Source organism: Phaeodactylibacter luteus, assembly GCF_007993045.1.
In the GTDB taxonomy this organism is placed as follows: Bacteria; Bacteroidota; Bacteroidia; order Chitinophagales; family Saprospiraceae; genus Phaeodactylibacter; species Phaeodactylibacter luteus.
In genome coordinates, this window is record NZ_VOOR01000064.1 from 1 (window position 1) to 25,959 (window position 25,959).

Consider the following 25,959-nt stretch of genomic DNA (forward strand, 5'->3'; position numbering starts at 1 on the left):
AGTGAGCTTGCCCTGCATATCGTAGATCATCAATTGAGCAGGCTGCTGCGGGTCCGGCAATCGATATCGGAAAGCGACCTGCGCCCGGGCGGGGTTGGGCAGTGCCGATAAAGGCTGCGCCCGTTCCTGCGGCTGCGTGGCAGGGCCGCTGCCGGGCAGGGTATAGAGCCCCTGCACATTTGGCGACTGCGGTACGATGCGGTAGTCATAGCCGTAGAAGGTGTTGAGCAGGCCACGGGCGAAGGCTGCCGCCCGGTCGTCCCCATTGTCGGCTATGTTTTGCAGGGTCGCGACCCGGCTGCTGTCGTAGGCAGCGTAGTGCACACCCGCTGCCTGTGCGTCCATAGTGAACTTCAGGTAGTCTACTAATCGTTCATGGGCTTTTTCCTGAGCTTCGGTCAGCTCAAAGAGCAGGGGCACAGAGTCGCATTTTTCCAGCGCCACCTCGAAAGAGTCCTTGACACAATACGAGGTGGCCAGCTCGTAGTAGGCTTCCGGGCTTTCTTTTTTGCGCAGCCATTCCCGGTAGGCGGTGTAGTCGATGCCCAAGGTATCAGACAAGATTTGTTTGATCCGTACATTTGCCGTCTGATGCATGGTATAGCGGTGCCCGGCCATTTCCACTTCGAGGGCAGTGCGTGGGGTAGATACCTCCCGGTAGGGCAGTAGGGTATCGACCATCGCAGCGGGCAGTTCAGTGTAGAGGAAGCCCTGGAATTGGCCCTCGCGCAGCGCTTCGGGGTTGGCAATAAGCAGGGATGCCAGTTCGGCATCACTGAACAGGTCGCCCCGCTTGATGATGCTTTCGAGGGAGCCCTTGCTGAGGTAGGGGGAGATGCTGACGGCATTCTGCCAGAAGGCTGCTGCCCCGGCAGGGGTTAGCCCTTCCGCCCGACTCTTCCAATAGGCTTCATTCTGCCCACCGTTCATCAAAGAGTCGTACTCCGCTTTGGCGGCGTAGTAGCCTTCCCGCGCCTTCAGGTAGTGCTCCCTCATCTTGGAGGGGTCGATAATGATGATCGGCCCGTCGGTATCGTCGGGCTGGCAGGTGTTATCTTCGTTCACAGCACTAGGAGTAAACATGCCAGAATAATTCACCGGCTCCTCATCCGCTGCCCCATCATAGTAATGGTAAGTAATGCCATTATTGCTGTCATTGAAGAAGTCGCCCCCGGCAGAGGAAATGCCAGAGAAGGTGTTGCCGGCCGGGAGGGTGGTGCTGCCTTGGAAGGAAGCGATGCCCTGATCCATGGCGACGTAGTCGTAAGTGGTATTGGTGGTATTGGTGTTGCAGGAGTATTGCAGGCCGAGGAATGAAAATAAACTACTATGATTGTTTCTTTCCGCCTGATTAGCCACATGCAGGTCAGTAAAGGCATTGCGCTCAATGTCGTTGGACTCGGAGCCGGAGTTTTCGACCAGGATGCCCCAGGTGTCGGTAGCGCCGGCCAGCCCTTCCAATTCATTGTCCTGTATTTCAAAGCCGGTACATTCCCGGAGAACGATGCCTTCCTCGTCTCCATTATGATAATTGCCAATCCCTTCGATGAGGTTCTCCCGGATGTCAATATTGTTGATCCCGTCACTGACAATAGCTATAGCATTATTGCGCAGGGTGCACTGTTGGATGGTAAACCTCCCCGCTGTGTTCTCTAAAAGCGTGTTGCCGTTCACGCCAACCCTGTACCCTTCGATGAGGGAATTGGACAAGGTAAAACGCCCGCCGATATGAGCGATGCCCATGCCATTGCTTTTACCTATGGGGTGGGCGATGGTATTGAAGGTACACCCGGTAATCTGCGGCCCGCTGAAATTGTCGATCAGCATTTGGTTATCCCAGTTTTCGGTGGGGCTGGCGAGTAGGGCGTAGTCGCTGTCCCGTATGAAGTCACAATTGATAAAGCGGGTCAGCGGGTCGTTTTCATGGTCGTGCAGCTCTACTGTGCCGGAGTTGCTGATGAGCGCCCCAAAAGCCAGTACCGTTGCACTATTATTGACAATTGGGTTTTCGGCCGCTTCAATGATGGAGCCAGGATTGATCCTCAGGTAGGTGCTTTGCCCGGGCACAAAAGGCCCGCCATCCCCGGAAAGGGTGATGCCCCTCCAGGACATATCTTCGCACTTTGGCAGCAAATGCCCGCCATCAATAATGAGGGCACCGCCTTCCTCTACTTCAATTTTTGCATCGGATGGCAGTTTCACCTCACACTTGATGGTCAGTTTGCCGCCGTCTTCGACGACGATGCCAGAGCGAAGAATTTTCGGCCCTTCCCAGACTACATCTGCCCCGCTCGGGATGACGATGATGGGTTCGGTGGAAGTGCAGATGACCTCTTTGGAGAAGCCGCCGTTGCCGTCGGGAAAGCGTTCTAAAGCGGACTGGCTTTCTACAATCAACTTTTGGAGCCTGCCAATCTGGCACCGAGTTAAAGCACACCGGTTTTGGTAATCACAGTCCAGCAGATTCAACGGAGAATTAACTGGAGTATCAAGGCAACCGTCTGTACCAATACTATGGTTTTTATGGGCTTGCAAGGGCGAAAGATGATCAAGGCCGAAGACATGAAATGTTTCGCCTAAGAAGCCTCTTCCAATCTTAGGGTCAGAACCCGGATAATCTACAGCACAAGGTTGGTATTCCGTATTGTTGGGGTCATTGCCGCTCTTCCACACAGCGTACATGCCAGCGATTCCTGCAACAAGAGGGTTGTTGCCCAAGCAATCTCCCATATCACCAGTCAGTCCACCGCTGCACGGCCAGTGGCAATCTGGTCCATCGAAATCGACAACATTGTCGTTGTTTACATCTATCCAGGTGCCGCCAAAAAGTAAGATGTGATAAGCGTTTTTTATCGCAGGATCGCTTAAACTATTAACTGAAATATTTTTTGCATAATTGTAATTTGGGAACAGGCAATCAGCTGTGGTGGCAGGATTTCCAGGACAATTGTTTGAGTTCAGGTATTCGCCGCACCCTAAGGTGCCAACTCCCCAGGCTTTATTATCCTGATAAAAAAATACATCTCCATTTATAATCCCTTCATTCAATAGCCTTATCCGGGCATCGGTCATGTGAGGGGATCCATCAGTAGGATCATCGCACAGGTTAGCTAGCAGGTCATTAGCCCCTCCAGGGCCGTCGAAGAAAGACTTCAAAAGCTCAATGTCATTTTGGGTGAAATTTCTGGGGTCGTTGGGGTCTTCAGTTTGGAAAACATGCAATACAGTTTTAATGTACTTTACAGGTACATGTTCCGGAAACCCCGGTGGTGGCGCATAATTATAAGACTTTTTGCATTCGTCACTGATTTGCGGGTCTTGAGTGGGCCAGCAACTTGGATAAGGCCGACCGGTGAAGCTCCCATCGTGGCAAACGGAGCATTGTTGCTTCGTTGAACTCACAGAATCTATCTCCAGCTCACATGACGTTAAACTAGAGAACGAAGCGGTCAGCTTTATGTCCCTGCGCTTCGGCGTCGCTATTAGTGTAACGTCTTCAAAAGTGTGAGATACTGCTGAACCTATATCGCCAACTGGCACTGACAAAGGCTGCAACAAATACTGCCCCACTACATCGAGTGAGCCGGACGTAGGCTTATTTTCGAAATGAACAGTAATATCTGCTGTAAAAAAATCATCCTGATAGTCTAAGGTTCCATTGTCGTTGCAATCCGACCGGTTCGTCATTAGTATATCGGTGATTGCGCAACTGCTTTCTGGTGGAGCAGAGCGCGCACTTTCGGGCAATGGACCATTGGGCATCCCACCATCCCAACTACCCATTTGCATAGCCAGCCAGCTCATTAAAGCAAGGGCAGTGCCCAGTCCGCTGAAGAATAAAATCCTGGGGGGGGCAAAGGAAAGCAAGTTTTTCATAATATAATTAGGTGTTTAGTTACAAGGAGCGCATTCGAGCGGAGAGCTGGAACGTGTTGTGGTTACAATGTAGGCAAAATTCGAGACTGCTACAATGCCGGATGAAGAAGTTTAGGGTATTTAACATTTGGCTGAAAGTTATTTTAGGATGCAAAAGTATGGCGCTGATCAGTTTTGCCCATTAGATATAGCGTAGTGTGCCTTCTCGAAAAGAGGGAGGCGCCCCGGCAAAATCGTGCTGCAGGCGTTGCGCGGCGGGCATAAGGGCACTGCAAAAAAAATCCCCTGCCCAAATACATTGGACAGGGGATGGTATGCCTAAGGTTGGCATTGGGCTAGCGCTGCGAAGGGGTGGCCGAAGGCCAGACCCGACGCCTGCAGGGCGTGGGGCCGAGCGGGCAGCGAGCCCCGGAGCATAGCGGCACCTGCCGTTGGGCAGGGGCAGCCCCCTAAAAAAGCCGGCAATCCGGCTTGCGCTCAGCAGCTATGGCCTAGTGCCTTAAGTCATAAATCTCTGATACTTAAGTTGAAGTTGTTTTCCGGCTAATCAAGGCGAAGGTTCGCGACTTTAGCCCGAGCTAAAGGAGCGGTTCTTTAACGAAGAGTAGGCGGAAAAGAACGAAACTTGGGGTGTCAAGGATTTATGGCTTGAGGCACTAGTGGTCTGTCAAGGCTAAAACTAGGGGTTGCCTGCGGCGACTTTTGAGGCTACTCTTCGTTGGACAACCCCTTACGTAGCGCTGCTATGCGCGGGGACATCCGCCTTGATTTAGCCTTAAAATCCGCTCCCACTCAACCCATAAATTAACACATGACAGACCACTAGCGAGCATAAGCCACCGCCCGCTTTTCACGGATGACGGTCACTTTGATCTGCCCGGGGTACTGCATTTCGTCCTGAATTTTTTGAGAGATTTGGAAAGACAGGTCGTCAGCCCGCTGATCGCTCACTTTTTCAGACTCCACGATCACCCTCAGCTCGCGGCCGGCCTGCATGGCATAAGCTTTTTGTACACCTTCGTGCTCCATGGCGAGCTCTTCCAGTTCTCCGATACGCTTGAGGTAGCTCTCGAGGATTTCGCGCCGAGCGCCCGGGCGAGCCCCTGAGATGGCATCACAAGCCTGTACGATAGGGGAGATGATGTTGTTCATTTCCACCTCATCGTGGTGGGCACCTACCGCATTGCAAATGACGGCATGCTCCCCGTGTTTTTCGCACAGCTGCATGCCCAGGATAGCGTGGGAGAGTTCGGTCTCTTCCTCTGCCACTTTCCCGATATCGTGGAGCAGGCCGGCGCGTTTGGCCATTTTAGCCTGTTTGCGGCTCAGGCCGAGCTCTGCGGCCATAATGGCGCATAGGTTGGCGGTTTCTATGGAGTGCTTGAGGAGGTTTTGCCCGTAGGAAGACCGGAAGCGCATGCGGCCTACCATTTTGACGAGGTAGGCGTCGAGCCCGTGGAGGTCGAGGTCGATGACCGTGCGCTCACCAATTTCCACGATCTGCTCGTCGAGCTGCTTACGGACTTTGGCTACCACCTCTTCGATGCGTGCAGGGTGGATGCGGCCGTCGGCTACGAGGCGCTTGAGCGCCAGCCTGGCCACTTCGCGGCGGATGGGGTCAAAGCTGGAAATGACGATAGCCTCTGGCGTGTCGTCCACGACGATCTCTGCACCGGTAGCGGCTTCGAGCGCGCGGATATTGCGCCCTTCCCGGCCGATGATCTGCCCTTTGAGGTCGTCTGAGTCAAGGTTGAAGACCGAGACGGTATTCTCTATGGTGTACTCCGCGCACATGCGCTGAATGGACTGAATGATGATTTTCTTGGCCTCTTTGTTGGCGGTGATTTTAGCTTGTTCTACGGAGTTTTTGACCAGAGCCATGGCATCTGTTTCTGCCTTGGCCTTTACGGCTTCGAGCAGTTGTTCTCGGGCTTCGGCTTCGCTCAGGTTAGCCACTTTTTCCAGTTCTTTGATGTGGCGTTCGCTAGCGGATTCCAGCTCTTCCCTTTTGCGGTTGAGGACCTTCATCTGTTTCTCCAGGTTTTCGCGCAGGGCGATGGCATCAGCTTCCCGTTGTTCGAGTTCGGCCTTTTGAGCATTCAGGTTTTTGACTTTATCGCCGAAGCTGTTCTCTTTTTGGCGCAGCTCAGCTTCCAGCCCTTTGATCTCCATTTGGCGCTCTTTGAGCTCGACCATTTGTTCGGCCTTGTGGCTGTCGAACTCCGATTTCAGGCGGCTGTACTTTTCCTTAGCCTCCTGTATTTTCTTTTGCTTGATGCGCTCGTTCTTGTTCTCGGCCTGTGCAGAGACTTTCTCCGCCTTGATCTCCGCTTCGTCAATCAGGCGTTTGGCGGTCAGGCGGGCTTCTTTGACCTCTTGGTCTACGCGGGAGTTGATCTCCTCTATGCGTTTTTCCCGGGCCTTTTTGAGGGCAGCCTGCATAGCGAAGAAGCCTGCGGCGGCCCCGAGGATGAGGCCTATGATGATTCCAATTCCTATGTCCATATATGATTGAATTTAAGTAGGATGAATGTTTTTGTTGTTTACATCTTTCCGGGCACAAGGAGCCCGGTTTTCTTAAGCGTGCTTGTTTGGGTTTTGCGCTTTGGGCTGCGTTTGCACCAAAAACAAAGCCCCAACAAGGGCTAAGCGCATAAAGGGATGCTAGCAAGGCATCTCTAGCGGGCAGCTGGAAAATCAGGATAGCGGGCGGCGAGGAGCAGCGGAAGGGAAAGCAATGAGGGCCAAGGCAGGCTCGGGAGCGCTCCTGCCAGTTGTTTAGTCGAGGAGTTGGTCGAGCAGGGCATCCAATTGGAAAAGCTTACCGGATAAAGCCGGGTCGTTGCCGCCAGAGCTTTTGGCTTTGTGGAGGTCAACGGCGTAGGTCAACAGGGCCATAGACAGGCAGTCCTGTTTGTCTTTATTGGTATACGTCATCTGAAAGCGGTTGACTTTTTCGTTGACGTCTTTGACGATTTTCCGGATCGCGGGCTCGTCCCCTGCATCAATTTTGAGCGGATAGGGGCGGCCAGCGATAACGACCGTGATCTGTTTGCTCTCCTTTTCCTGTCCGCTGCTCATATCAAATTTGTTGCTTGTGCAACCACTCGATGCAGTGATTAATCTCTTCGATGTATTGGTCCAGCTGCTGTTGCAGCTCTTTCGATTGCTTAGGTTGTACTTCCCGCTGCGCGCCCAGGGCCCGCTGCGACTGTTCCAACTTATTGCTCAGGGCGCTGACTGTACCGCGCTGACGGTCCAAGTCTGCTTTGAGCGTTGTATTTTCCTGCCTCAGGCCGGCATTTTCTTGTTTCAGGCGCTCCAAGCTCTGAGCCAACTGCCGGACTTTCAGCTCTATATTGTCAATGCGTTCTAACAGGTTCATTTTGGGATTTTAAACATGCCCGTCCCCTGTGTATGGCCTGCTACTGCCGGATGGCAGCCCCTAGTTTGGACTCGTACTCAGCCACCATTTTTTGGATGACCTTGTCGACGTCCTTGTCTTTGAGCGTTTTTTCCGGGTTTTCGAAAATAAAGCTGACGGCATAGGACTTTTTCCCGCTGCCGAGCTGTGCTTCATTTTCGTAAACATCAAACAGGTTGATATCTTTGATCAGTTTCTTGCCTACCTTCCGGGCAATCGCTGCAATATCACTAAATTTTACGGAATTATCAATAACAAGGGCCAAATCCCTGCGCGTGGCCGGGAACTTGTTGACTTCCTCGTACGAGAGCTTGAATTTCTTGCGCGACTTGACGATGCTGCCCCAGAAGAAATCGGCAAAATAAACGTTGCCGCGGATATCCATGCCTTTGGTGAGCCCCGTATTGACCTTGCCGAAGCGCACCAAGGGCTGCGGCCCGCGGTGGTATTCGAGCCCAAAGGCAAAAGTTTCGTCTTTGAGGGCGGTTTCCTGATAGCCGCTCAGCCCCATACGGGAGAGTATGCTTTCGGCGAAAGCCTTCAAAGTGTAGTAGTCTGCATCGCCCCCGCGCACATCGAGCCAGCTTTCCGGGTGGCGGCTGCCAGCCAAGAACAGGCTGAGGTGTTCTTCCTCTTCGATCTTGCCCTGCCCATGCCGGTAGGTGCGCCCAAATTCGAACAGGCGCAGCCGCTGCTGTTGGCGGTTTTGGTTGTGCACAACGGCCTCCAGCCCGCTGAAGAGCATATCCGGGCGCATGATATTCAGCTGCACGGTAGAGGTATTGTTGATGTACACCAGCTGCCCGTCTTCCAGCCCATGGAAAAGGTCTTTGTAGTAAAGGGATTTGGACAGCGAAAGGGCCATCATTTCATGAAAGCCGTTGGCGGCGAGGTAGTCGCCTACCTTGTCGCGCAGCAGGCTGGGGTCTGGCTGCGGGGCGATGTTGATGCCCGTCTTGACCTGCTCAGGGATGGGCACTTCGTTGTACCCGTAGATGCGCAGGATCTCCTCTATGACGTCTGCTTCCCGCGTCACATCCGATTTGTTGGTCGGTATGGCGACGGTGAAGGCATCGTCCGTATCAGAAAGGACCTCCATGTCCAGGGCTTCTAGGATACTATGTATTTTTTCGCGCGGGATGTCTATGCCAATGAGCCGGTTCGTGTGGGCATAGCTTACGGCCACTTCCGCCCGTTGTACCGGGCTGGGGTAGTAGTCGGTGATGTGGCTGGTGATCTCCCCTCCGGCGAGCTCACGGATCAGCAGGGCGGCCCGCTTTAAGGCATAGACGACCACGTTGGGGTCGCTGCCTTTTTCAAAGACTTTGGCTGCGTCGGTACGGAGGTTGTGCCCCATGCTGGTGCGGCGGATCGTCTTGGCATCAAAGTGGGCAGACTCCAGGAAGATGGCCGTGGTCTCCGGTTTGACACCGGAGTCGATCCCGCCAAATACACCGGCTAAGCACATGCCCTTTTCTTCCCCATTGCAGATCATGAGGTCCTCTCCGGTCAGGCTGCGCGCTACCTCATCAAGGGTCAGGAAAGAAGTGCCTTTGGGCTGCTTCTTGACGATGATATGATCGCCGGCAACCTGCTCGAGGTCGAAGGCGTGCAGTGGCTGGCCGAGCTCGTGCAGCACGAAGTTGGTCACATCCACCACGTTATTGATAGGGCGCACCCCAACGGCACGCAGCCGTGTTTTGAGCCATTCCGGCGACTCTTTCACGGACAATCCCGAGAGGGTGAGCCCGGCATAGCGCGGGCAGGCTTCGGGGTCGGCAATGGTGACTTTCACCGGGCGGCTGTTGTTGTCGGGCTGGAAATGGCTTACATCGGGCAGGTTGAGCTTCCCGCTGTGGCCATGATTGATCTTCAGGTAGGCGGCCAGGTCTTTGGCAACGCCAAGGTGGTTGGTCGCATCGGACCGGTTGGGCGTCAGGCCGATTTCGTAGACATGGTCGGCCTCAATTTGGAAATATTCCTTTGCGGGCGTGCCTACGGGCGTGTTTTCGGGCAGCACGAGGATGCCATCGTGGCTATTGCCCGTGCCCAGCTCATCTTCAGCACAGATCATGCCTTCAGATACCTGCCCTCTGATTTTACCTTTTTTGAGGGTGAGGGGCGCTTCGCTGCCGGTAGGGTAGAGGGTAGTGCCAACGGTTGCGACCATCACTTTCTGCCCTTGAGCTACATTAGGCGCCCCACATACAATCTGCAGGGGCTCTGCTGCGCCTATATCTACTTTAGTGAGCGACAAGCGGTCGGCATCGGGGTGCTGCCCGCATTCCAGGACATGCCCGACCACTACGCCTTCCAGCCCGCCTTTTATGCTCTCCACCTTTTCCATGCCTTCTTCTTCCAGGCCTATGCTGGTCAGCATTTCAGAAACGGTTTCGGGGCTTTGCTTTATTTCGAGGTACTCTTTCAGCCAGTTCAGAGATACTTTCATCAGATGCTTGATTTTGGAAAGGGCAAAGATAACAGACTTGGGCGGAATAACCAGAACGGCAGCCCTTGCCGGGCAAATTTTGGGCTGCCTGGCTATGGAGCAGCAGAATGGCTGTACAGTGCCTTGCAATTTTCCTGCCCCCTTAAGCTTGTGATTGCCCACGCGGAAGCTTACTTTTGGGCAGCAGCCCGCTGTATCCTTAATAGCGTGTTGGGACTTTAGTAATCACGCTAAACCTTATTAAGACTGCTGCCGAAAACCTTTTACGTATGTCCATACTCAATCCTGCTGCCGTGGGGCAGCAAACTGTGGCTCAGGCCCGGGAGGCGTTTCAGAATGCCCGTCCGTACAAGCACATCGTCATCGATGATTTCCTCTCCGCTGACGTTGCAGAGTCGCTTTATGCGAATTTCCCCAAGATGACGCAGCTGCGCAAGCATTACAAGGGGCTCAATGAGAACAAGTCTGAGGGGTCAAGTTTTGGCGATTACCACACAGACTTTGTGCGGGTGCTGGAGGCCATCAAAGGGGAAGCGTTCATCAAAACCTGGCTGGAGCCGGTAACGGGCATCGCTGACCTCGTGCTGCCCGACGACCACCGCGGGGCAGGGGTGCATCAGGGCCGCAACGGCAGTTTCCTGGACATTCATGTCGACTTCAGCGTACACCCTATACTGAATCTCCACCGGAGGCTCAATCTGCTGATCTACCTCAACAAAGATTGGGAGGAAGCCTACGGTGGCCACCTGGAGCTGTGGAACGAGGACGTCAGCGTGCTGGAGAAAAAAGTCTTGGTCGGCTTCAACCGGGCGGTCATATTTGAGACGACAGACACGTCCTACCACGGCTATGATGTCATCAATATCCCGGAAGACCAATCGCGGAAGTCCATCTACAGCTACTATTACTCCCCCCTGGCAGAAGGCGTGAAATACCACGATACCATATTCAAGCCCCGCCCGACGGACAGCCGGAGCAAGCGGGTGAAGACCAATGCCAAGGAAAGCCTTAAGAACACGGTGAAAGGGGTGTTCCAAAAGTTGGGCATGAAGTCTGTTTTCGAAAAATTTGAATAATTAGCGGAACCCCGCCGGGGGGGCAACTGTTTATAAGAGCCAAACGGGCGGCGGTGCATCATCGATCAGCCATCGTAATCAAGTATTTTGCCGCCCGTTTTGCTCTTTCTTGAAAGGAGGCGTAAAAAATCCGCAAAAAAAGTTTGCGTATAAAATAACCGCCTATTATCTTTGCAATCGCAAATGAGGGAATGACCTCAGGTGCTGGTCTCAAAGACCCATGGTGTAATTGGCAACACAGCAGATTTTGGTTCTGTCGTTCTAGGTTCGAGTCCTAGTGGGTCTACAAAAGCTTAAACGGAACACCTGCTAACCAACGATTTACGAAGAGAAAAAAGCTTCAGCAGTCGTTTTGGCAGTCGTTAAGTGAAAATTTCAAAGAAAAGCAGTCAGGTTAGGTCTTGGCTGCTTTTTTTGTTGTATCAAGTGCAAGATACGGAATTCTTACCCTTCAGACTTCTTTTTGCAGTCTCCTCCCATCTTCTCTATCCCTTGTTTTTTCTACTTTTATAGCAAAAGCGATTAGTTATCTGTGGCAGGTCTAGAAAAAAATATGCTTATCTGTGTTGACGCTGAGATGTTGAAATCCATCGTTAAACAACTGGCTGCGGATATAAACGCCGACCCTGCTGATGATTGGATCAACGAAAAGGAGGCGATGGGCATCCTTGATATAGCCTCAAAGACAACCTTCCAGAAATATAGAGATAGTGGTGAGATTATTTACAGTGTAGTTTCAGGTAAAAAGTATTTATACAAGAAATCCTCAATCATCGCCTACATAGAGAAACGTTCAAATCAATAGCTATGGCAGAACAAGATCAATTAGTAGAAGGGTTCAATGCAGGTTATATGCTGGAAAAGTACCGGCCTGAACTTGCTCAGCAAATCAGCCAAGCAGTAGAAACCGTGGAGGAAGAGTTCTTTCAGGGGTTTGTAGAAGGCTGCAATGAGTACATCAGGGAGCAAAGCAGATATAAGCTTTTGGATAAACTACGAGATGACCTCTCCCGGCCGACGAGCAGATCCAAAGATCGAGAGATGGGCAAAGATGGTCCTGACATCGACCGCTAAGGTCTTGTGGTCACCTTCTTCTTTACGAAGTTAATAAACGCCCCATTTACATTATCTGGCCGAAAGCCTTTTTGGAGTTGGCGTGAGAACTGCGTGTGTAGCTCGTAAAAATCCCAACCTGTACCGGCATCTGCTACAATGTTTTTAGTTTTTTGGATCGTATTTGGGCTAATACTCGGCAAATCATCTAAGGTTACAAATTCTCCTCTTGGTCCAAAATGAACCAGATCATCTGAAATCCGGAGCCGATAATCGGGCAAATGATCAATTTTTTCAATCTGCTTGAGGAAATAGCGGAATTTCGGTAGGCTAGAAGTAGATCCGGTCTTGAGTTTGAGCTTCTCGATTCCGATCGACCAGGAAGAATTTTGTCCGCAATGCTTGCGAGCAATTTCGTACAAGCGCCGTTCCAGCGCTTTACCTAGGCGAAAGTAGTCGCGGTTGACGGTGAGGACTTCTTTGCCCAATAGGGAGTTGTAGAACCAATCCGAAAGCGTGATTTCCAGGCGGATCATCCGTTTTTTCACCCTGGTGCTTTCAATCACTTCATAGCTTTCGATCAAGCCAAATGCCCTGGTGACCTCCCGTTTATTGGTTTTAATGTTGGTCTTGATGCTAACGCCCTTGAGGCGATCCAGGGCTTTTTTCAAGAGTCGGTAGCCCTCCCCACTGGTGGGGCGATTGGTGGCCACTAGGAGGTCGTGACTCGATATGCGCAAGGTCTTAGGTGGAATATTGCCCTTGTTGATCTGATCCATTAACAGTGATCCGCAATAGAGCAAGATGTCCTTATCAAAGATGGTCGGTAGACCATCGGAAGTGGGCTTAATGGAGATATGGATATTGCCGTTGGTGTAGTTCAAATCCCGTAAATCCTTGCGCTTGGAGAGTGTGAAGATGGGATGCTCCATTGAAGCGATATCATCCTTGTAGGGTAGATTATCGAACACATCGGCGATAAAGAAGTCCTGAGTTGGATGTCTTTCAGGTAGTAAATTGGTTTGGTGGCTGGGGTTCACAAGCTATCTACTTCGTCATTTCAGGAATACAGCTTAGCCTTATTGGACAGCCTTGGCAAGCATTTTTTCGTCAGTTTGGGAATTTTAGCTGCTAGTACATCGAATTAATCGCCCCATTTTGGCTCGTCATTTCAGGAATTTTGACTCGTCACTTTAGGAATTTTGGCTCGTCATTTCGGGAATTTGGGTTCGTCATTATAGGAATCCGCTCTTTGTCGAAAGCCGCAGTTTTCCAAAATTTCAGGGCCTTATCTACTGGCGTAACACAACACTAACCATAATCTAACAGATTATAACACTAGCGAAATAATGCGTTCGCTGATGCGAACCAGTTGATTGCTGCTGTTGAAAGAAAAAACTATTAGACCTACAGCAACATAAATGTATCACTGATGGAATTTCATCATGGAATCTCATGAAAGACAGACAAGTACTTCTTGTCAAATCACCTCACTTTGCTACCATGCTGAGGTCAAACTAAGGTTACAGTGAGGTTATTATGATTTACACGATTGGCGGCATCAAAGGTGGAAGCGGTAAAACAACTATCGCCGTTTCTCTCGCAGTGGTACTATCCCAGATGGGGAGAAGCGTCCTGTTGGTTGATGCGGATATCCAGGCGACAGCCACTGAGTTTTCACGTTGGCGAACCGAATCCTTGGGCGATACTGGTTTTACCTCCATTCAACTGGCAGAAATGCAGGTACGCAATGAGGTACGCAAGCTGAAAGCCAATTACGACGACATCATCATCGATGCCGGTGGCCGAGATACAGCTTCGCAAAGGGCAGCACTGATTGTTTCTGATGCGGTCATTGTACCTTTTGCGCCCCGTTCATTCGATATCTGGACACTAGAGCAAGTAGAACGGTTGATCAAAGAAATACAAATAGCCAATCCGAACCTGGAGGCCTATGCTGTATTGAATAAAGTAGATCAAAACCAACGGGATCGTAAAGATGCCCTGCAATACATCAAGGAAGGCGGCACTTTTGAGTGCCTGAAGGCACAGCTCCATGAGCGAAAAGTGTTTGCCAATGCAGCCGCCTCTGGTCTGGCCGTCACTGAAGCTAAGCCAAAGAATCCCAAAGCCATTGAAGAACTAACGGCATTAGTGGAGGAAGTGGTTGTCTTGGAGTCGAAGAAGAGAGCGGTGGCCTAGATCAGGATCACCTAAATGTAAGGTTAAAATGAGGTCAATCTAAGGTTAGTAGGAGGTTATTATGCCATTATCCCCAAAACTCAAAACCGGAAACGGTATTAGCGAAGAAGAGTTGATCCGCAAGGGTGGCTCCTCCGGTCAACTTGCAGGTAATTCCGGTGAAGTGGATCAGCAACAACACAAACGAGTACAGTTGCGTTTGCCATTGGATTACCTGGATCGGATTGGCAAGTTACTAGATACCCGCCCTGGAAATGTTTCTCGCCATACCTGGCTGATCGAAGCCATTGTGGAAAAGCTGGGAAGAGAGGAAAATGAAAGTGAGGTCAACGCGACCTCATCTCAACCTTAGTGTAACCTTACGCTAAGGTTATGACAAGCAAGATCATCTACAACACGGATTGGGCCAAGGAGAATATCTCCATGCCCGAATTGTTACGCTGGTTTGGCCATGAACCAGTGCGATCTTCCCAACGTGGGAATGAGTATTGGTATATCTCTCCTTTCCGCTATGAAAAGGAGCCAAGTTTTCATACTTCCTACTTAGGCGGTAAGTGGATATGGAACGACTTTGGGCGAGGCGACGTGCAGGGCAATGGTACCGTGATTGGATTTATGCAGTTGCACGAAAACGTAGATGTTAAAGGTGCTTTGCAGTTGCTCAAGAACATGTTTCCAAATCGAGGCCAAGCGGTTTCATTGGAGGCCTTGCGGCTTATGCCGCTCTTTAAAAATGTGGAATTAATTGAGCCAAATATATTCTCTTCTGAGGGTAGTGAAAGACTTGTGATTCAAAATATCAAAGAAGGCATACAGAACAGAGCATTGATCGGCTATTTGGCTGGAGACCGGAAAATTGACCACAAGTTGGCTAAGCGCTATCTGCGAACCATCCAGTATGAAAATACCGAAACCGGGCAACGATATCACACCCTGGGCTTCGTCAATGAATCCGGCGATTATGAATGCCGGGATAAGTATTTCAAAGGCATCCTGAAATCACCTTCAGCAACTGATAGAAAGGCCGCCAAGGACATTTCCTATATTCCCGGCAATGACCAGAGCAGGGTAGCCGTATTCGAAGGCTTCATGGATTTTCTGACGGTGCTGACGATCAAGAAGACGGAAGTCCTACCGGTAGATGTGATCGTACTAAATATGGTTAATATGCGGAAGCGGGCGCTTGATTTCATCCGCTCCTTCACTTACGAGCAGATCTATACTTTCTTTGACAACGATAGGGCAGGGGAAAAGACAACTCAATTGTTTGCAGAAGAACTCGGGGACAGGGTCCTTCCACAAAACCATCTATATCGAGGGTTCAAAGACTATAATCACTACCTCCAGAAAGGTTATTTTTGATTAGCATCACTTAATTGACACCAGTCTTCTTCGGTGAAAATTTCTTCCACATCACTTCTGAAGCTCTCGTGGTCAAAAGGTGCTACCAAATTGACCTCAGCAATTTGGTCGATGCCTTGGAGAAAGGCTTGTTCCATCAGGTGAATTACGGCTTCCTTCTCGCTTTCCACTACTTCCGCATAAGATAATTCTACGGCGACTTCGAAGCGAGCCTCCTTGGGATAATAACCTTTACCAAGCCACCCGGAGAAATTGGGCGTGATCTCCTCCATCACAATAAAGGTGAAGTAGAATTGATTGATGCCGGTGCCGTAGTCACGAAGGTTGATCTTATCCCTTAGGACTTCCAGAAATAAGCCAGGATCTACCTTTGGGTAAAGCTCGTGCCAGATACGACCAGATATGAAGATCTGATGATCCTTCGGTCCAGCTTGCACTCCACTTGCCATCAATTGTTGCTCTTTAGCTGTCATATCTATTTCCTGGTGGTCTTAGCAGGACGATCTCACGATCTCGTGCCTCTGGTAAGAACGGATAATTGTAGATCATTGTTTTTTCCATCTTCAGGCACTCACTATAGGTCCCCGTAAACTGAGGGAGGAAAAGCAGGGCATCTGCTCCATAGTTTCCACCAGGGTAACGCTCCGCTTCTCCTTTTCGGGTGATACCATACTTCCATACGTTACCCTTTTTTAAAAATATGGTTTTCTGACCAGACGGGCAAGACAGACAGGGATAAAGGCCATCAACTATTGCCACCAGTGCGTACTGAATAGCATTGTCAATCTCCTGCAGTTCGCGATCGAGCTTAGCCTGGCGTTCTGGTGACAAAACTAGATCACCCTCAGGAGTTTGTATTATTCCCGGAGGAAGCTCCTTTTCTTCATTGTACAAATAGTGTACGAGGGCTACGCCTGCTATTAGAAGGACTAGTCCCCACAACCACGAAGGGTGTCGAGGCTTCTTCCCCTCTCTTTTTGATATTACCTGTAATGAAGGTGGTCCGCTTTTGGGGTGCCTACGACGGGCAGCGGAGTTGGTGCTAAACATGACCCTGTTGGTTGGTACATAGCATTCAAAGCTATGAGGAATTTCACTGATTTCGAAGGATTTAGCCAGCTTTTTCCCGCCAATATCGTTAAGGTAATTTCACCATTTTCTCTCCAATTTCTTTCGTGTTTGGGAACACCATCATTGCTGTCCAACTTCAATTCTGTTGCTCATAAGAACTTGACCACTTTCCTTACTGTCCACTCGTAAATAAATATTGCCACCCTCCACAAGGCTTGGCTTTACCAATTGCCCTGCTCAGCCCATGCGACAATTCTATCGCTTTAGCAACCAAAAAATCGGCTCCTCCCAAGGCACCTCCCATTTTTGCAGTTGATAAATCGCTTTGGAATGGTCAAGGTAATCTGGGGCATACATTTTTATAAATCCAACCATAAGGAGGAAATTATGGCTATTAACAATACAGTAGAACTAATCGGAAATATCGGCTCCAAGCTGCGTATGATCGACACGGAAGAAAGAAGCTTCGGTTCAGTCTCCATCGCGACCACCGATAGCTACAAAGACAAGGAAACTGAGGAGTGGAAAGACAAAGAAACAATCTGGCACGAACTCGTTGTTTTCAGTCCATCGGTTATCGAGCAATTGAAAGCCTTTGATAAAGGTGCTCGCTTGAAGGTCATCGGCACATTGTCGTACCGTCCGTTCACCGTTCAGCTTGACGGCAAGACCTTTGATAAGAAGGAAGTTTCGATCATCGTTCGCTCAGTAGAGCAAGCTCCGCTGACGAAGAAGGGCTAAGAATTCCCTTGGAGGGCTCTCGTAGTCCTCCATTTCTATTTGATCAGGTATTTCAGGATCAGAAACAGGATGGTTCCCACCAATCCCATATTAAAGGTGAGCATCCACTTGATCAACTTGAGTTCCGCCTTAATCCCTGACAACTCATTATCATAATTGCTGATCGCTTCGGCAGCTGAGCTCGCTTTTTCTTCTGACGCCCCGGCTTCGATCAAAGCAGCGTAGACTTCCCTTATCATGGTTGCCATTTATCCAATCTCCTACATTCAGTTTCTTTCGCTCATTATACCCTGAATAAGGAGGGAAGTACAGCAATTTTCGGTAGGTGGCAGGTGAGCTAAACAGCCTATCCTTCCTCAAAATGGATCGTATTGATTTCTACCTCACTTCCTTCCGGGACAGCGAAGGAGTCCTGCGGCTCTTTGATCCACAATACCCGATGTTGAATGATGTAATCAAAGAGTTGCTCCAGATTGCGTCCCTTGATGGTGATCTTTAGTGAGCTGGTAAGCAGAATAATCTCGGATTCCCCATTGAAATCCATTGGTGAGTGGATGTCGTGATAGTGCACGGCTCTCTGTGTGCCAGTAGAACTGACCAACTTGAGAGCCAACACATTGCCGGTCCGTTCATCGGAAATACCGAAGAACATACTCTTTCCTCTGGACTTCAGGATAGGATTTCGGGGCTGATCCAGGAGTGTAGGTATTCTCTTATTTTCCTCTTGCTGGGGCATTCCTTACTACTTGAGGTTTTTGGGTAATCATGCTGATAATACCGACCGATCTATTCTGCCATGCTTCTTTGGTTTTGGCAACCCTGGATAGGCCCGCCCTAAAGATTTGACCCATTTTCTTGAATTTGTCCATCCGCTCTTTTTGGCGGTCGGCTGGGTTTGTCGCCACCTCTGAGGCCGTCATTCGCTGCGACGAGCGCTGTACGGATCGAATCAGACCTTGCTTATCATCCGTGTGGATGGATATGGCAAATTTGCCACGTGATGCAGAAACATAGAACTGTTCCTTGCTGGCCGCTCGGCCGGTCATGGAAGATTGTAGCAAAATGACACGATTGACCGATTTTCCTTGCGAGGCCGGAGAGGTGGTGTAATAGCCATGAGTCAGATTGCCATAATCCTTGGAGAGGGTTAAAGATCGTTTTCCGGAACTGGCCAGGATATTGCCTTCCTTGTCAAATCCGGTTACCTCCAGAATGTTGCCGTTGTTCAGGCGTTTAGCATCTTTAGAGGTACCGTTCTGTGTAATCCTGATCTTGTCACCGGTGGCTATGGTCATTTCCTGCGATTCATACACAGAAAACTTGCTTGATTCGTGCAAGGGCAAAACCGTTTTGTTCCGGTTGTTGCCATTTGACAAAACCCAGTCACCGTTTTCATCTTTCTCTGAAAGCTGGTACTTAGTGCCACGTTTTAGGCCTCCTTTCACATTTTGATGAAATTGCACAATCATCCCTTGCTGATAACTCCTGGCATCCTGCTTCTGTACTTCGGTAAAAGATAGGTTTTTCTGGGTTTTGAAAATCCTTTCATCTCCTTGGAGAATGCCATCTTCCATTAGTCGTTCCCGGATGGTCTGCGTTACCGCCTGCCCTTGGGCATGCGTAGTCGCTACAACCAATACATCCTCCTTTGCTTTGCGGGCGGTGGCGTATTCTTCAGCGACTTTTTGACGGGTTTCATCAAAGCTATCGGCCTCCTTGATCGCTCCCATTTGATCGAGTGTTTGTAGGCCTTTTTCCATGTTTCCATTAGAAATGGCTTTTACAGCGGTACGATAGTCAGCGTTTTTCTGTCGCTGGATCTTTGATATTTCTGCGGGCTTGACCCCACCGAATTGCTGGATGATCCGCAGGGCATCACCTCGTTCTACGGAACCATGCTGTTTAATATCTCCGGTAAGCAGTATGCGAGCGTTTTGTTCCTTGGCCACATCGATGATCCGGTTCATGGTTTTGTTGCCTACCATCCCGGCTTCATCTACCCAGATGACTCCATTTTGAACGGATTTCTGAAGTTTTTCACTTTGTAATAGCTCAGCAATAGTCGTAGCATTTTCAAAGCCATCCTCTCGTTGAACTTGCCTGGACGCAGCAGAACTGGGTGCAAAAGCACCGAAGGGAACGCCTTTTTCCTTCATCCCCTCGGCCACTTCCTTGATCGACCAGGTCTTTCCCGTTCCGGCACCACCGGTCACCGCAGTGATGAAATCCTGGGAATTCAGCACATGATGAACGGCGCTTGCTTGCTCCTGGGTGAGCTGTTCGTTCTTGATTCGGTAATCAGGATGAATGGGCTCAAATGCACCTTTCCCGCGACGAGTCGTATTCCGCAAATTGCGCTCCTCTTGGATCGCCTCAGCCGTTGTCATGAGGATCTCTTTGGAATTGGGGATTGCCTTAGTTCGAATATCCTTACGATCCTCCAGTGCATTCCTGAAGCTTTCCGGGGTAACTGATCCCAATCCTCTTTGGAGTCCAATGGTCATCAGCTCTTTTTCGCTGACTACTGACTTTCTTTCGAGAACATGATCAAGAGCATAGTCAACGCTCTCTTTAGGGCTAAGTCGATCTTTTTTCTTTTCAATAGCACGATCCCGATAAGAGCCATCCCAACCGCCAGTTGGCGGTGAATCCTTGGCATTAACCAGCAATTCCAACTCCCGATCCGTGAGCCTGGAGCGCCACTGCATGGCCAGCTCATCCCGCTCAAAACCGGTTCGCTTGGACGCCCTGGTTTTGGCTCCCAGCTCGGCCTTATCTTCATCATAACTGAGCCCCAATTGCTCCGCTTTATCATTGATCTGACGGGTACGATTGGAGAACTTATCGATGGTCGATCGCTCAAATCCAGCCAGTTCAAAGTGCTTATCCGAAGGCTCAATTTGGTAGCCGACTTGCTGTAATTTGTCCGCTAAGCGAGAATGAAAAACCGTCTCGAAATAGGGTGCATCCGCCTTTATGTCGCCAAATTGAGCGGCCTTGATTCGGTCCTCTTTTTGGTCATAAGTGGCGTTGAATACAAAGACATGTTGATGCAGATGTGGGTCTGGAATACCACCCACCGGCCGAGCTTCTTCATGGGTGAAAGTAGCCCAAGCCAGGTTTTCCGTTAGACGATTATCGTTCTTTCCATTGCTTCTGACACGGGTAGCTGCATGCTCTTCGATCTCGGTCATCGTCTCCTGGATGGCACCGTTGAAGGCTCTCAGAATATCCTCATCTTTGGTTTGGGAATAGACCAGCGAAACCGACTTGGGAACATCAAAAGTGAAGTCATAACCGACTCTCCGATTCTCAGTATTGCGCGCGGTTAATTGCTCACCCGTGACCGGATTTTGGTTGTAAGCCAGTGCCGCGAAATCCTCTTTTTGTACCTCGCCAGAGAGTCCTATTTGCTCAGCCAGCTTTCCATGCCACTGGCCAACAATCTCTCCTTTTTCCGCATAGTAGTCCGACTTGCTAAGGCCTTCGTCAAAGTACTTGACGGCTCCTTTTGCGGACTTACTAACGGTTATTCTGAGCATTTCCAGCGGGCTTTCTTATATTTAGATTTAAGTTACAGACGTCTCCCCTTAGCAGTGCTAGAGGTCTTGTAGACAAGGTATCATGGATAGATACTTGCCGCAATAGCTGTTTTGTGGAAAAGGCGGGAAAACCAGTCTGTAACGCTTCACTACCAATAGATCTGCTTAATGGAATTCGAAGAGAACTATGATCCATATCAGCATTTCGCCAAGCTTCAAATTTTCATTCAAAGTAGTCTTGGCGAACCTGTAGAACCTACGACTGAAGAGGTTCTAAATAAGTGGGAACAGATGGCTAATAATTTGCCACCCCGGACATTCATGTTCATGGTTGATATCAGAAAAAGTGATGTCGTGCGTGCAGCCGGAATGAGCTTGCTGGGATACGCTGACAACTTCCGCTTTAATACCGCTAACTTTATCGAATGGACTCATGAGAACCAGAAAAACTTGGTGGCTTATCTGACTTTGAGCATGTATGAGGTCTTTTTTGACTACCCTAACCTGATCAGAAATAAAAGTTTTGAATATTGTACTACTAGAGGAATTAAAGATCGGCATGGCAAGTATTGGAATACTCACCAAGCAGCCTATCCGGCTCAGTTTGACGAAAATGGCCTTATGGTTCGGTACATTAGCACTTACCGAGTACTTGGGCCCTATACTGGGCAGCCACTGGAGACTTATGTGTACTACAATGACGATAAGTATAAAGCTGAGCTAAAAATACTATCTGACAAAGTCAATGAAATAAAGGAAGGCATGTTACAGGCACTTTCATTAACCAAGCAGGAAAAATGGATTTTGGACTTAAGAGCAAATGCGGAAATGAGCTCACGTCAAGTAGCAGAGCATCTAGAGATCACTATGAAAACGCTTCATAACCATCATGGCAGTATCAATCGAAAGGCCAGAGCTGCGTTTCCGCTCAACGACTTTGCTAACATTAACGATGTGATCAGCTATTTAAAGCAACAGCGACTTATCTAAGCGGCCCGGGTTCATCACGGGACCTACCGTGGGCTTCTTTAAATTGATCAATCCAATTTTCCATTAGCCCATCTTTGATAGTACTCCATTTTAGCCGTAGCTGCTCTTCATTTTCACCAAGGCTAATTCCTTGACGCACATCTCGATCCAATACTTTCCAAAGGCCGGTATAGTTCTCTTCTTTGGCAAATGGTCCGCTGTTTCTAAACTTGGAGATGAAGACTTGGCCTCTAAGCTTTGTAAAACTCAATAACTCCTCTTCTGTATTGATCGGTTTCAGTTCAAACTCCATGATTCTCACGTTGTATTGTAGCAAAGCAATAAGTACGCTGCAAGTACAAATCCAAGAAATGTAGGTGAGATTTTTTCTAGGCACCCTACCTAGGACTGGGTAGGGTACCCATCGTGCCAAGGACTTGGCCATCATAATTTGTGGAGGAATCCAACACTGATTTTTCCATGAGTACCATCAACCTAGATAAGCCTTTGGTCAAATTTTCCCCAGATCCAGCTGATTGGTGGTGTATTCGCGAGGCTTTCGAGGGTGTTCAGATTTTTGGAGGAATTGGTAGTGGAAAAAGCTCCGGAAGTGGTAAAACATTGGCTAAGGCATTCCTGAAGAATGGATTTGGAGGCCTCGTTCATTGCGCCAAGCCGGAGGAGAAAGCAACCTGGCTACAGTACGCCGAAGAAACAGGTCGATCGGACGACATCATTGTATTTGAAGAGGGTTCACCCTACCAGTTCAATCCGCTGCAGTACGAGTTAACCAGAGAGGGCAAGGGCGCAGGCGAGGTGTTCAATTTGTCTAATCTCTTTATGGAGATCTATAAGATGGGTAACCGGTTCACCGGTGCAAGCAGTGGCGACAAAGATCGTTACTGGGATAATGCACTGCGCCGTTCACTCAACCGGATGATCCTTCTTCTGAAGCTTGCCGACAAAGAAGTAAGTATCGCCAATATGCGAGCAATTATGTCTTCTGCACCGAATGAGGACTTGACCAATGCCTTGTCAGACTATACCGATGAACAATGGGACCAACTCTATAATACTAACTATTGTATAGAATGCATTCTTGACGCCTCGGCCAAAGTGGAACAAGTACGAGAAGAACTAGAAGATGGCAATCAGGACAAGGCTCAAGTCCTTGAAGAACTAGAGCAAGACTACGCATTGGTATATGCCTATTTTCTAAGAGAGTTTGCTAAAGCTGATGAAAAGACCCGTTCAATTGTTGCTGAGAGTTTTCTAGGACTTGCAGAGCCCTTTATCATGGGGGTATTAAAGACGCATTTTGCTTCCGGCTTGACACTTAGTCCGGAGGTCACCTTTGGGGGGAAGATCATCATTCTGAATTTTTCGGTTAAAGAGTACCTGGATTCGGGAATGTATGCGCAAGGAATCTTCAAACTCCTTTGGCAGCAAGCAGTCGAGCGGCGAGATACAAATCGGTACCCAAACCCGGCTTTTCTCTGGGTTGATGAAAGCCAGTATTTCGTCAATGAATACGATACTATTTTTCAGACAACTGCACGGAGTTCCCGAGTAGCTACCGTGTTTCTGACCCAAAACATTTCCAATTACTACTCGCAGATGGGAGGAGGAGATAGCTCTAAATCCAAAGTAAATAGCTTGTTGGGTAATCTCTCTACTAAAATCTTTCATGCTAACAACGATTCCGTCACTAATGAATGGGCATCCAACGTCATTGGGAAAGCCATGATTACCCTTCGTTCCGATAGTCAGAACCGCAAGAATTTTGCCCTTATGGCAGATTCAAAAGGTACCAGCTATTCTGGTCACTTGTTACCTCAAGTCCTTCCGATGGAATTTACCACCCTGTGGTCCGGAGGGAAGCAAAGGAATTATACAGTGCAAGCAATAATACAAGTCAAAGGACGCAAGTGGTCGAATGGGGCCAATTTCTTTGAAGTTGAATTTTCTCAATTATAACCTTCAATATCATGATTCACAACACAAACAATTCAGATGAAGTCTTCAAGCAGCTTGGAGGGAGTTTTATGACTCACCTTTGGGAAGGAGTACTGGATGAAAAGAATGAACGATCGCAAAAACTAGCCTTTATTCTATTCATGCTCATACTGGCCTATGCCGGAGTAGAAGTGGTAAAGGTCAGCTTTAGAAAGGGGTTCGGGAGGAAAGGAGTTCACAAACCCCGCCTCGCCCTTTCGGTGCTAGCTTTTCTGGCAATTGCCGGGTATTGTATTGGTTTTTACTTGGAGCCCCGGAACATTGAAGATTACTTGACCTTAGGAACCTACTCCTCCTTTCTGTACACGGCCGTGTTCTTTGGAATCTTTTCCATCTATTTGTTGATTAAGGGGCTAAAAACCTCTGACGAAGTTATTGACCAATATTACCGCGGGCGTAGCACCTGGCTCGGGTTTTTGATCGACCGAGGATGGAGCCCAGCCAAAGTGCAAGATGTAGCCGAGCCTTTGACGATGCTTATCATCGGCGCTGCGTTACTTCCAGTGAACATTTTACTAGGCGCACCGCTGATGTTTTGTGCGGTCTCCTACTGGTTGCATTTTGGCCTTGAATGGTTTCTTGGGCGCGGTGAATTGAGTAGCAAGCTATCAAACGAAGGGCATGACTATTCTCGTAAAGGTTCCTTTTCTAAAGTCATCAATTAATTGAGGCAGTGCTTTAAATTCTACGGGTAGGATTTACTCATTATGCATAATTGGTGAGGTGAATTATCGCCTCACCAATCTCGTTTGGGATCGAGCTGAATGATAATTGGATAAATTGTGGAAACCTGCCCTACCTTCTTCTTACAGGTGCCTGCTTCACTTTCCTAGGAGTATCTTTTTTCGGTGCTGCCTGCTGCTTCAATGTCGATTGCACCTTCGATACTGCTGCTTTTTCAGGGGCTTTTTTCGCCACTGTTCGAACTGGCTTCACCTGGGTAGTCTTTGGAAATCCAGGACTTTTTCCAGACTTACTTTTAGCAGGTACACTTGGCTTTACTGCTTTCTGACCGCGACCCGGCGACTTTTCCCTCCTTGGGGTAGAGTCAGGATCAGGCTTCTTTCTCGCCGGCTGGACCTTTATCGGTTTTTGGATGTGCGTACCTGGATCTGGTGAAGTAGGCCTGGGCTTTTCAGTTCCTTTTACATATGAACCATTTATTGGCTTCACCTGACCGCCACCTTTGCCAATCAAGTGTGCATTCTTTATGTATGGTCCTTTATTGGTCTTCTTGACTTGTTTTGCCATGACTCCATCGGTTTTACTTGAAAAATCGAAAGTGATTGCTACAATAATTACACCTCTTCCACGGGGGCAATTGAGCAAAAAGAGGTGTAATTATGAAATCAATATCTTATCAGAATTTCTTCCATGCTTATTTCGATGACTTACCATTAAGCGAAGAAGCACTTTTCGGTAAAGTATTCCTGCCTGAAGAGCAGCATTATCTTGTCGAAGAGGCAATGAATTGCGACTTGATTGCCATTCGGAAACTCAAGGAAATGTTTACTCACGGGGTAGATGGTGCGTCTAGAAATTTTGATGTCGCCAAACGTTATTGGTATGCTCTTCATAGCCATGCAGAAGTTACTTGTTGTACGTCTAAAATTTCATTTAGCCTGGATGATTATGCTCAAATTCTGGATGGTTTTGACCGCCCATTGCCGGAAATCGCTGATGCTTATGCACTTGCAATCAGTTATATGACTAGCGAGGTTTCTCCTATTCATTGGGATATTCCCGTATTACAGAAGCATCTTACCCGTTTAGATGAGATCAAAAGCCTATTAGAATGTGAGTAAGTTAACTTCCTTGAATTAGATATCCTCTAGGCACCCTACCTAGAATCGGGCAGGGTACCCAATTTGGATTGTTCAGCAGTACCTGCATATTTCGGAATCTCCAACCCCATTACGTGGAAAGATAAGTGTTGTCATTACTTCTCAGTCTCATGGTTTCCTTCTTTCTGGATTGGAGCTATCGCCCCTTATTTAACTACACCAAGCTACAGCTTGTCTCACCCTTTGCAAGCCACGCTCCGTCTTAGTTCAGCAATTTTTTGGGACAAGCCGCAATAAATGACTGCCCTAGACTTGCATAGTGTTCACCTTCACTGATTCCAGGTTCCGCAAAAAGGGCAGATGCTCAATTATCAACTTAACAAATAGGAACCAT

Annotated in this window: 24 protein-coding genes and 1 tRNA gene; 12 read left to right on the forward strand and 13 right to left on the reverse strand. The window is 48.9% G+C overall.

Going from position 1 to position 25,959, the window contains the following annotated elements; all coding sequences use genetic code 11:
* The 5 genes from FRY97_RS19550 to pheT form a co-directional block, all read right to left on the reverse strand.
* Nucleotides 1-3,222: right-handed parallel beta-helix repeat-containing protein (locus FRY97_RS19550; RefSeq protein WP_211356928.1), on the reverse strand; the 3,222-nt coding region annotated here is incomplete at its 3' end.
* Between the two features lie 1,476 nt (nucleotides 3,223-4,698).
* Entirely contained in the window at nucleotides 4,699-6,381 is a 1,683-nt protein-coding gene (gene rny, locus FRY97_RS19555) for a ribonuclease Y (RefSeq protein WP_147169288.1), read from the reverse strand.
* A 273-nt stretch (nucleotides 6,382-6,654) separates the two neighbouring features.
* Nucleotides 6,655-6,957, reverse strand: coding sequence for a cell division protein ZapA (locus tag FRY97_RS19560; protein WP_147169290.1), 303 nt, complete (start codon nucleotides 6,955-6,957; stop codon nucleotides 6,655-6,657).
* Nucleotide 6,958: 1 nt separating this feature from the next.
* Nucleotides 6,959-7,261 carry a hypothetical protein gene (locus FRY97_RS19565; protein ID WP_147169292.1) on the reverse strand — a complete coding sequence of 101 codons (303 nt, stop codon included), beginning with the start codon at nucleotides 7,259-7,261 and terminating at the stop codon, nucleotides 6,959-6,961.
* Between the two features lie 40 nt (nucleotides 7,262-7,301).
* Nucleotides 7,302-9,749, reverse strand: coding sequence for a phenylalanine--tRNA ligase subunit beta (pheT, locus tag FRY97_RS19570; protein ID WP_147169294.1), 2,448 nt, complete (start codon nucleotides 9,747-9,749; stop codon nucleotides 7,302-7,304).
* Nucleotides 9,750-10,018: 269 nt separating this feature from the next.
* Between pheT and FRY97_RS19575 the strand changes: the two genes are divergently transcribed.
* The 4 genes from FRY97_RS19575 (at nucleotide 10,019) to FRY97_RS19590 (ending at nucleotide 11,899) form a co-directional block, all read left to right on the forward strand.
* Nucleotides 10,019-10,825: a 2OG-Fe(II) oxygenase gene (locus FRY97_RS19575; protein WP_147169295.1), complete on the forward strand. Its 807-nt coding sequence runs from the start codon at nucleotides 10,019-10,021 to the stop codon at nucleotides 10,823-10,825.
* A gap of 214 nt (nucleotides 10,826-11,039) precedes the next feature.
* Nucleotides 11,040-11,111: transfer RNA gene (locus FRY97_RS19580), tRNA-Gln, on the forward strand.
* A gap of 246 nt (nucleotides 11,112-11,357) precedes the next feature.
* Nucleotides 11,358-11,630: a helix-turn-helix domain-containing protein gene (locus FRY97_RS19585; protein WP_044145592.1), complete on the forward strand. Its 273-nt coding sequence runs from the start codon at nucleotides 11,358-11,360 to the stop codon at nucleotides 11,628-11,630.
* A 2-nt stretch (nucleotides 11,631-11,632) separates the two neighbouring features.
* The gene (locus tag FRY97_RS19590; protein WP_044145591.1) at nucleotides 11,633-11,899 is read left to right on the forward strand and encodes a hypothetical protein; all 267 of its coding nucleotides are present in this window, start codon (nucleotides 11,633-11,635) and stop codon (nucleotides 11,897-11,899) included.
* On the opposite strand, the gene FRY97_RS19595 is transcribed toward FRY97_RS19590, so the two are convergent.
* Nucleotides 11,896-12,918, reverse strand: a complete 1,023-nt coding sequence (locus FRY97_RS19595; protein WP_147169297.1) for a replication initiator protein A — start codon at nucleotides 12,916-12,918, stop codon at nucleotides 11,896-11,898. The two genes, FRY97_RS19590 and FRY97_RS19595, sit on opposite strands and share 4 nt — an antisense overlap.
* Nucleotides 12,919-13,417: 499 nt before the next feature.
* On the opposite strand from FRY97_RS19595, the gene FRY97_RS19600 reads away from it, so the two are divergent.
* The 3 genes from FRY97_RS19600 to FRY97_RS19610 all read left to right on the forward strand — a co-directional run bounded on the left by FRY97_RS19600 (nucleotide 13,418) and on the right by FRY97_RS19610 (nucleotide 15,442).
* Entirely contained in the window at nucleotides 13,418-14,080 is a 663-nt protein-coding gene (locus tag FRY97_RS19600; RefSeq protein ID WP_147169299.1) for an AAA family ATPase, read from the forward strand.
* Between the two features lie 61 nt (nucleotides 14,081-14,141).
* A complete protein-coding gene (locus FRY97_RS19605) occupies nucleotides 14,142-14,432 on the forward strand; it encodes a ribbon-helix-helix domain-containing protein (RefSeq protein WP_147169301.1) in 291 nt (96 codons plus the stop codon).
* 20 nt (nucleotides 14,433-14,452) lie between these two features.
* Entirely contained in the window at nucleotides 14,453-15,442 is a 990-nt protein-coding gene (locus FRY97_RS19610) for a toprim domain-containing protein (RefSeq protein ID WP_044145589.1), read from the forward strand.
* Here the strand turns inward: FRY97_RS19610 and FRY97_RS19615 are convergent.
* Entirely contained in the window at nucleotides 15,433-15,915 is a 483-nt protein-coding gene (locus tag FRY97_RS19615) for a hypothetical protein (protein ID WP_147169302.1), read from the reverse strand. The genes FRY97_RS19610 and FRY97_RS19615 overlap by 10 nt on opposite strands.
* Complete coding sequence (locus FRY97_RS19620) at nucleotides 15,905-16,336, reverse strand: hypothetical protein (protein WP_147169304.1); 432 nt, start codon at nucleotides 16,334-16,336, stop codon at nucleotides 15,905-15,907. Before FRY97_RS19620 ends, FRY97_RS19615 begins: the two co-directional genes overlap by 11 nt.
* Nucleotides 16,337-16,843: 507 nt before the next feature.
* Between FRY97_RS19620 and FRY97_RS19625 the strand changes: the two genes are divergently transcribed.
* Nucleotides 16,844-17,254, forward strand: coding sequence for a single-stranded DNA-binding protein (locus FRY97_RS19625; RefSeq protein ID WP_147169305.1), 411 nt, complete (start codon nucleotides 16,844-16,846; stop codon nucleotides 17,252-17,254).
* Nucleotides 17,255-17,289: 35 nt separating this feature from the next.
* Here FRY97_RS19625 and FRY97_RS19630 read toward each other — a convergent pair whose 3' ends face one another.
* The 3 genes from FRY97_RS19630 to mobF all read right to left on the reverse strand — a co-directional run bounded on the left by FRY97_RS19630 (nucleotide 17,290) and on the right by mobF (nucleotide 20,796).
* The gene (locus FRY97_RS19630; protein ID WP_211356929.1) at nucleotides 17,290-17,493 is read right to left on the reverse strand and encodes a hypothetical protein; all 204 of its coding nucleotides are present in this window, start codon (nucleotides 17,491-17,493) and stop codon (nucleotides 17,290-17,292) included.
* A 107-nt stretch (nucleotides 17,494-17,600) separates the two neighbouring features.
* Nucleotides 17,601-17,990 carry a hypothetical protein gene (locus FRY97_RS19635; protein WP_147169309.1) on the reverse strand — a complete coding sequence of 130 codons (390 nt, stop codon included), beginning with the start codon at nucleotides 17,988-17,990 and terminating at the stop codon, nucleotides 17,601-17,603.
* A complete protein-coding gene (gene mobF, locus FRY97_RS19640) occupies nucleotides 17,968-20,796 on the reverse strand; it encodes a MobF family relaxase (protein WP_147169311.1) in 2,829 nt (942 codons plus the stop codon). The genes FRY97_RS19635 and mobF overlap by 23 nt, the downstream gene beginning before the upstream one ends.
* 168 nt (nucleotides 20,797-20,964) lie before the next feature.
* On the opposite strand from mobF, the gene FRY97_RS19645 reads away from it, so the two are divergent.
* Nucleotides 20,965-21,786 (forward strand): sigma-70 RNA polymerase sigma factor region 4 domain-containing protein, encoded by an 822-nt coding sequence (locus tag FRY97_RS19645; protein WP_147169312.1) that lies wholly within the window; start codon nucleotides 20,965-20,967, stop codon nucleotides 21,784-21,786.
* Here the strand turns inward: FRY97_RS19645 and FRY97_RS19650 are convergent.
* Nucleotides 21,779-22,078 carry a hypothetical protein gene (locus FRY97_RS19650; RefSeq protein WP_147169313.1) on the reverse strand — a complete coding sequence of 100 codons (300 nt, stop codon included), beginning with the start codon at nucleotides 22,076-22,078 and terminating at the stop codon, nucleotides 21,779-21,781. The two genes, FRY97_RS19645 and FRY97_RS19650, sit on opposite strands and share 8 nt — an antisense overlap.
* 167 nt (nucleotides 22,079-22,245) lie before the next feature.
* Here FRY97_RS19650 and FRY97_RS19655 point away from each other — a divergent pair, with 167 nt between their 5' ends.
* A complete protein-coding gene (locus tag FRY97_RS19655) occupies nucleotides 22,246-23,742 on the forward strand; it encodes a type IV secretory system conjugative DNA transfer family protein (protein WP_147169315.1) in 1,497 nt (498 codons plus the stop codon).
* Nucleotides 23,743-23,753: 11 nt separating this feature from the next.
* Entirely contained in the window at nucleotides 23,754-24,446 is a 693-nt protein-coding gene (locus FRY97_RS19660; RefSeq protein ID WP_147169317.1) for a hypothetical protein, read from the forward strand.
* Nucleotides 24,447-24,576: 130 nt separating this feature from the next.
* Here the strand turns inward: FRY97_RS19660 and FRY97_RS19665 are convergent, their stop codons facing one another.
* The gene (locus tag FRY97_RS19665) at nucleotides 24,577-25,032 is read right to left on the reverse strand and encodes a hypothetical protein (RefSeq protein ID WP_147169319.1); all 456 of its coding nucleotides are present in this window, start codon (nucleotides 25,030-25,032) and stop codon (nucleotides 24,577-24,579) included.
* A gap of 92 nt (nucleotides 25,033-25,124) precedes the next feature.
* On the opposite strand from FRY97_RS19665, the gene FRY97_RS19670 reads away from it, so the two are divergent.
* On the forward strand, nucleotides 25,125-25,586 hold the full coding sequence (locus tag FRY97_RS19670) for a hypothetical protein (protein ID WP_147169320.1): 462 nt from the start codon (nucleotides 25,125-25,127) through the stop codon (nucleotides 25,584-25,586).
* Nucleotides 25,587-25,959 lie beyond the last annotated feature (373 nt).

Excerpts from the sequence above, each read along its gene's own strand:
- rny (WP_147169288.1), bottom strand. The coding sequence starts at position 6,381 with ATGGACATAGGAATTGGAATCATCATAGGCCTCATCCTCGGGGCCGCC.
- FRY97_RS19560 (WP_147169290.1), bottom strand. The coding sequence starts at position 6,957 with ATGAGCAGCGGACAGGAAAAGGAGAGCAAACAGATCACGGTCGTTATC.
- FRY97_RS19565 (WP_147169292.1), bottom strand. The coding sequence starts at position 7,261 with ATGAACCTGTTAGAACGCATTGACAATATAGAGCTGAAAGTCCGGCAG.
- pheT (WP_147169294.1), bottom strand. The coding sequence starts at position 9,749 with ATGAAAGTATCTCTGAACTGGCTGAAAGAGTACCTCGAAATAAAGCAA.
- FRY97_RS19575 (WP_147169295.1), top strand. The coding sequence starts at position 10,019 with ATGTCCATACTCAATCCTGCTGCCGTGGGGCAGCAAACTGTGGCTCAG.
- FRY97_RS19590 (WP_044145591.1), top strand. The coding sequence starts at position 11,633 with ATGGCAGAACAAGATCAATTAGTAGAAGGGTTCAATGCAGGTTATATG.
- FRY97_RS19600 (WP_147169299.1), top strand. The coding sequence starts at position 13,418 with ATGATTTACACGATTGGCGGCATCAAAGGTGGAAGCGGTAAAACAACT.
- FRY97_RS19605 (WP_147169301.1), top strand. The coding sequence starts at position 14,142 with ATGCCATTATCCCCAAAACTCAAAACCGGAAACGGTATTAGCGAAGAA.
- FRY97_RS19610 (WP_044145589.1), top strand. The coding sequence starts at position 14,453 with ATGACAAGCAAGATCATCTACAACACGGATTGGGCCAAGGAGAATATC.
- FRY97_RS19615 (WP_147169302.1), bottom strand. The coding sequence starts at position 15,915 with ATGACAGCTAAAGAGCAACAATTGATGGCAAGTGGAGTGCAAGCTGGA.
- FRY97_RS19625 (WP_147169305.1), top strand. The coding sequence starts at position 16,844 with ATGGTCAAGGTAATCTGGGGCATACATTTTTATAAATCCAACCATAAG.
- FRY97_RS19630 (WP_211356929.1), bottom strand. The coding sequence starts at position 17,493 with ATGATAAGGGAAGTCTACGCTGCTTTGATCGAAGCCGGGGCGTCAGAA.
- FRY97_RS19635 (WP_147169309.1), bottom strand. The coding sequence starts at position 17,990 with ATGCCCCAGCAAGAGGAAAATAAGAGAATACCTACACTCCTGGATCAG.
- mobF (WP_147169311.1), bottom strand. The coding sequence starts at position 20,796 with ATGCTCAGAATAACCGTTAGTAAGTCCGCAAAAGGAGCCGTCAAGTAC.
- FRY97_RS19645 (WP_147169312.1), top strand. The coding sequence starts at position 20,965 with ATGGAATTCGAAGAGAACTATGATCCATATCAGCATTTCGCCAAGCTT.
- FRY97_RS19650 (WP_147169313.1), bottom strand. The coding sequence starts at position 22,078 with ATGGAGTTTGAACTGAAACCGATCAATACAGAAGAGGAGTTATTGAGT.
- FRY97_RS19655 (WP_147169315.1), top strand. The coding sequence starts at position 22,246 with ATGAGTACCATCAACCTAGATAAGCCTTTGGTCAAATTTTCCCCAGAT.
- FRY97_RS19660 (WP_147169317.1), top strand. The coding sequence starts at position 23,754 with ATGATTCACAACACAAACAATTCAGATGAAGTCTTCAAGCAGCTTGGA.
- FRY97_RS19665 (WP_147169319.1), bottom strand. The coding sequence starts at position 25,032 with ATGGCAAAACAAGTCAAGAAGACCAATAAAGGACCATACATAAAGAAT.
- FRY97_RS19670 (WP_147169320.1), top strand. The coding sequence starts at position 25,125 with ATGAAATCAATATCTTATCAGAATTTCTTCCATGCTTATTTCGATGAC.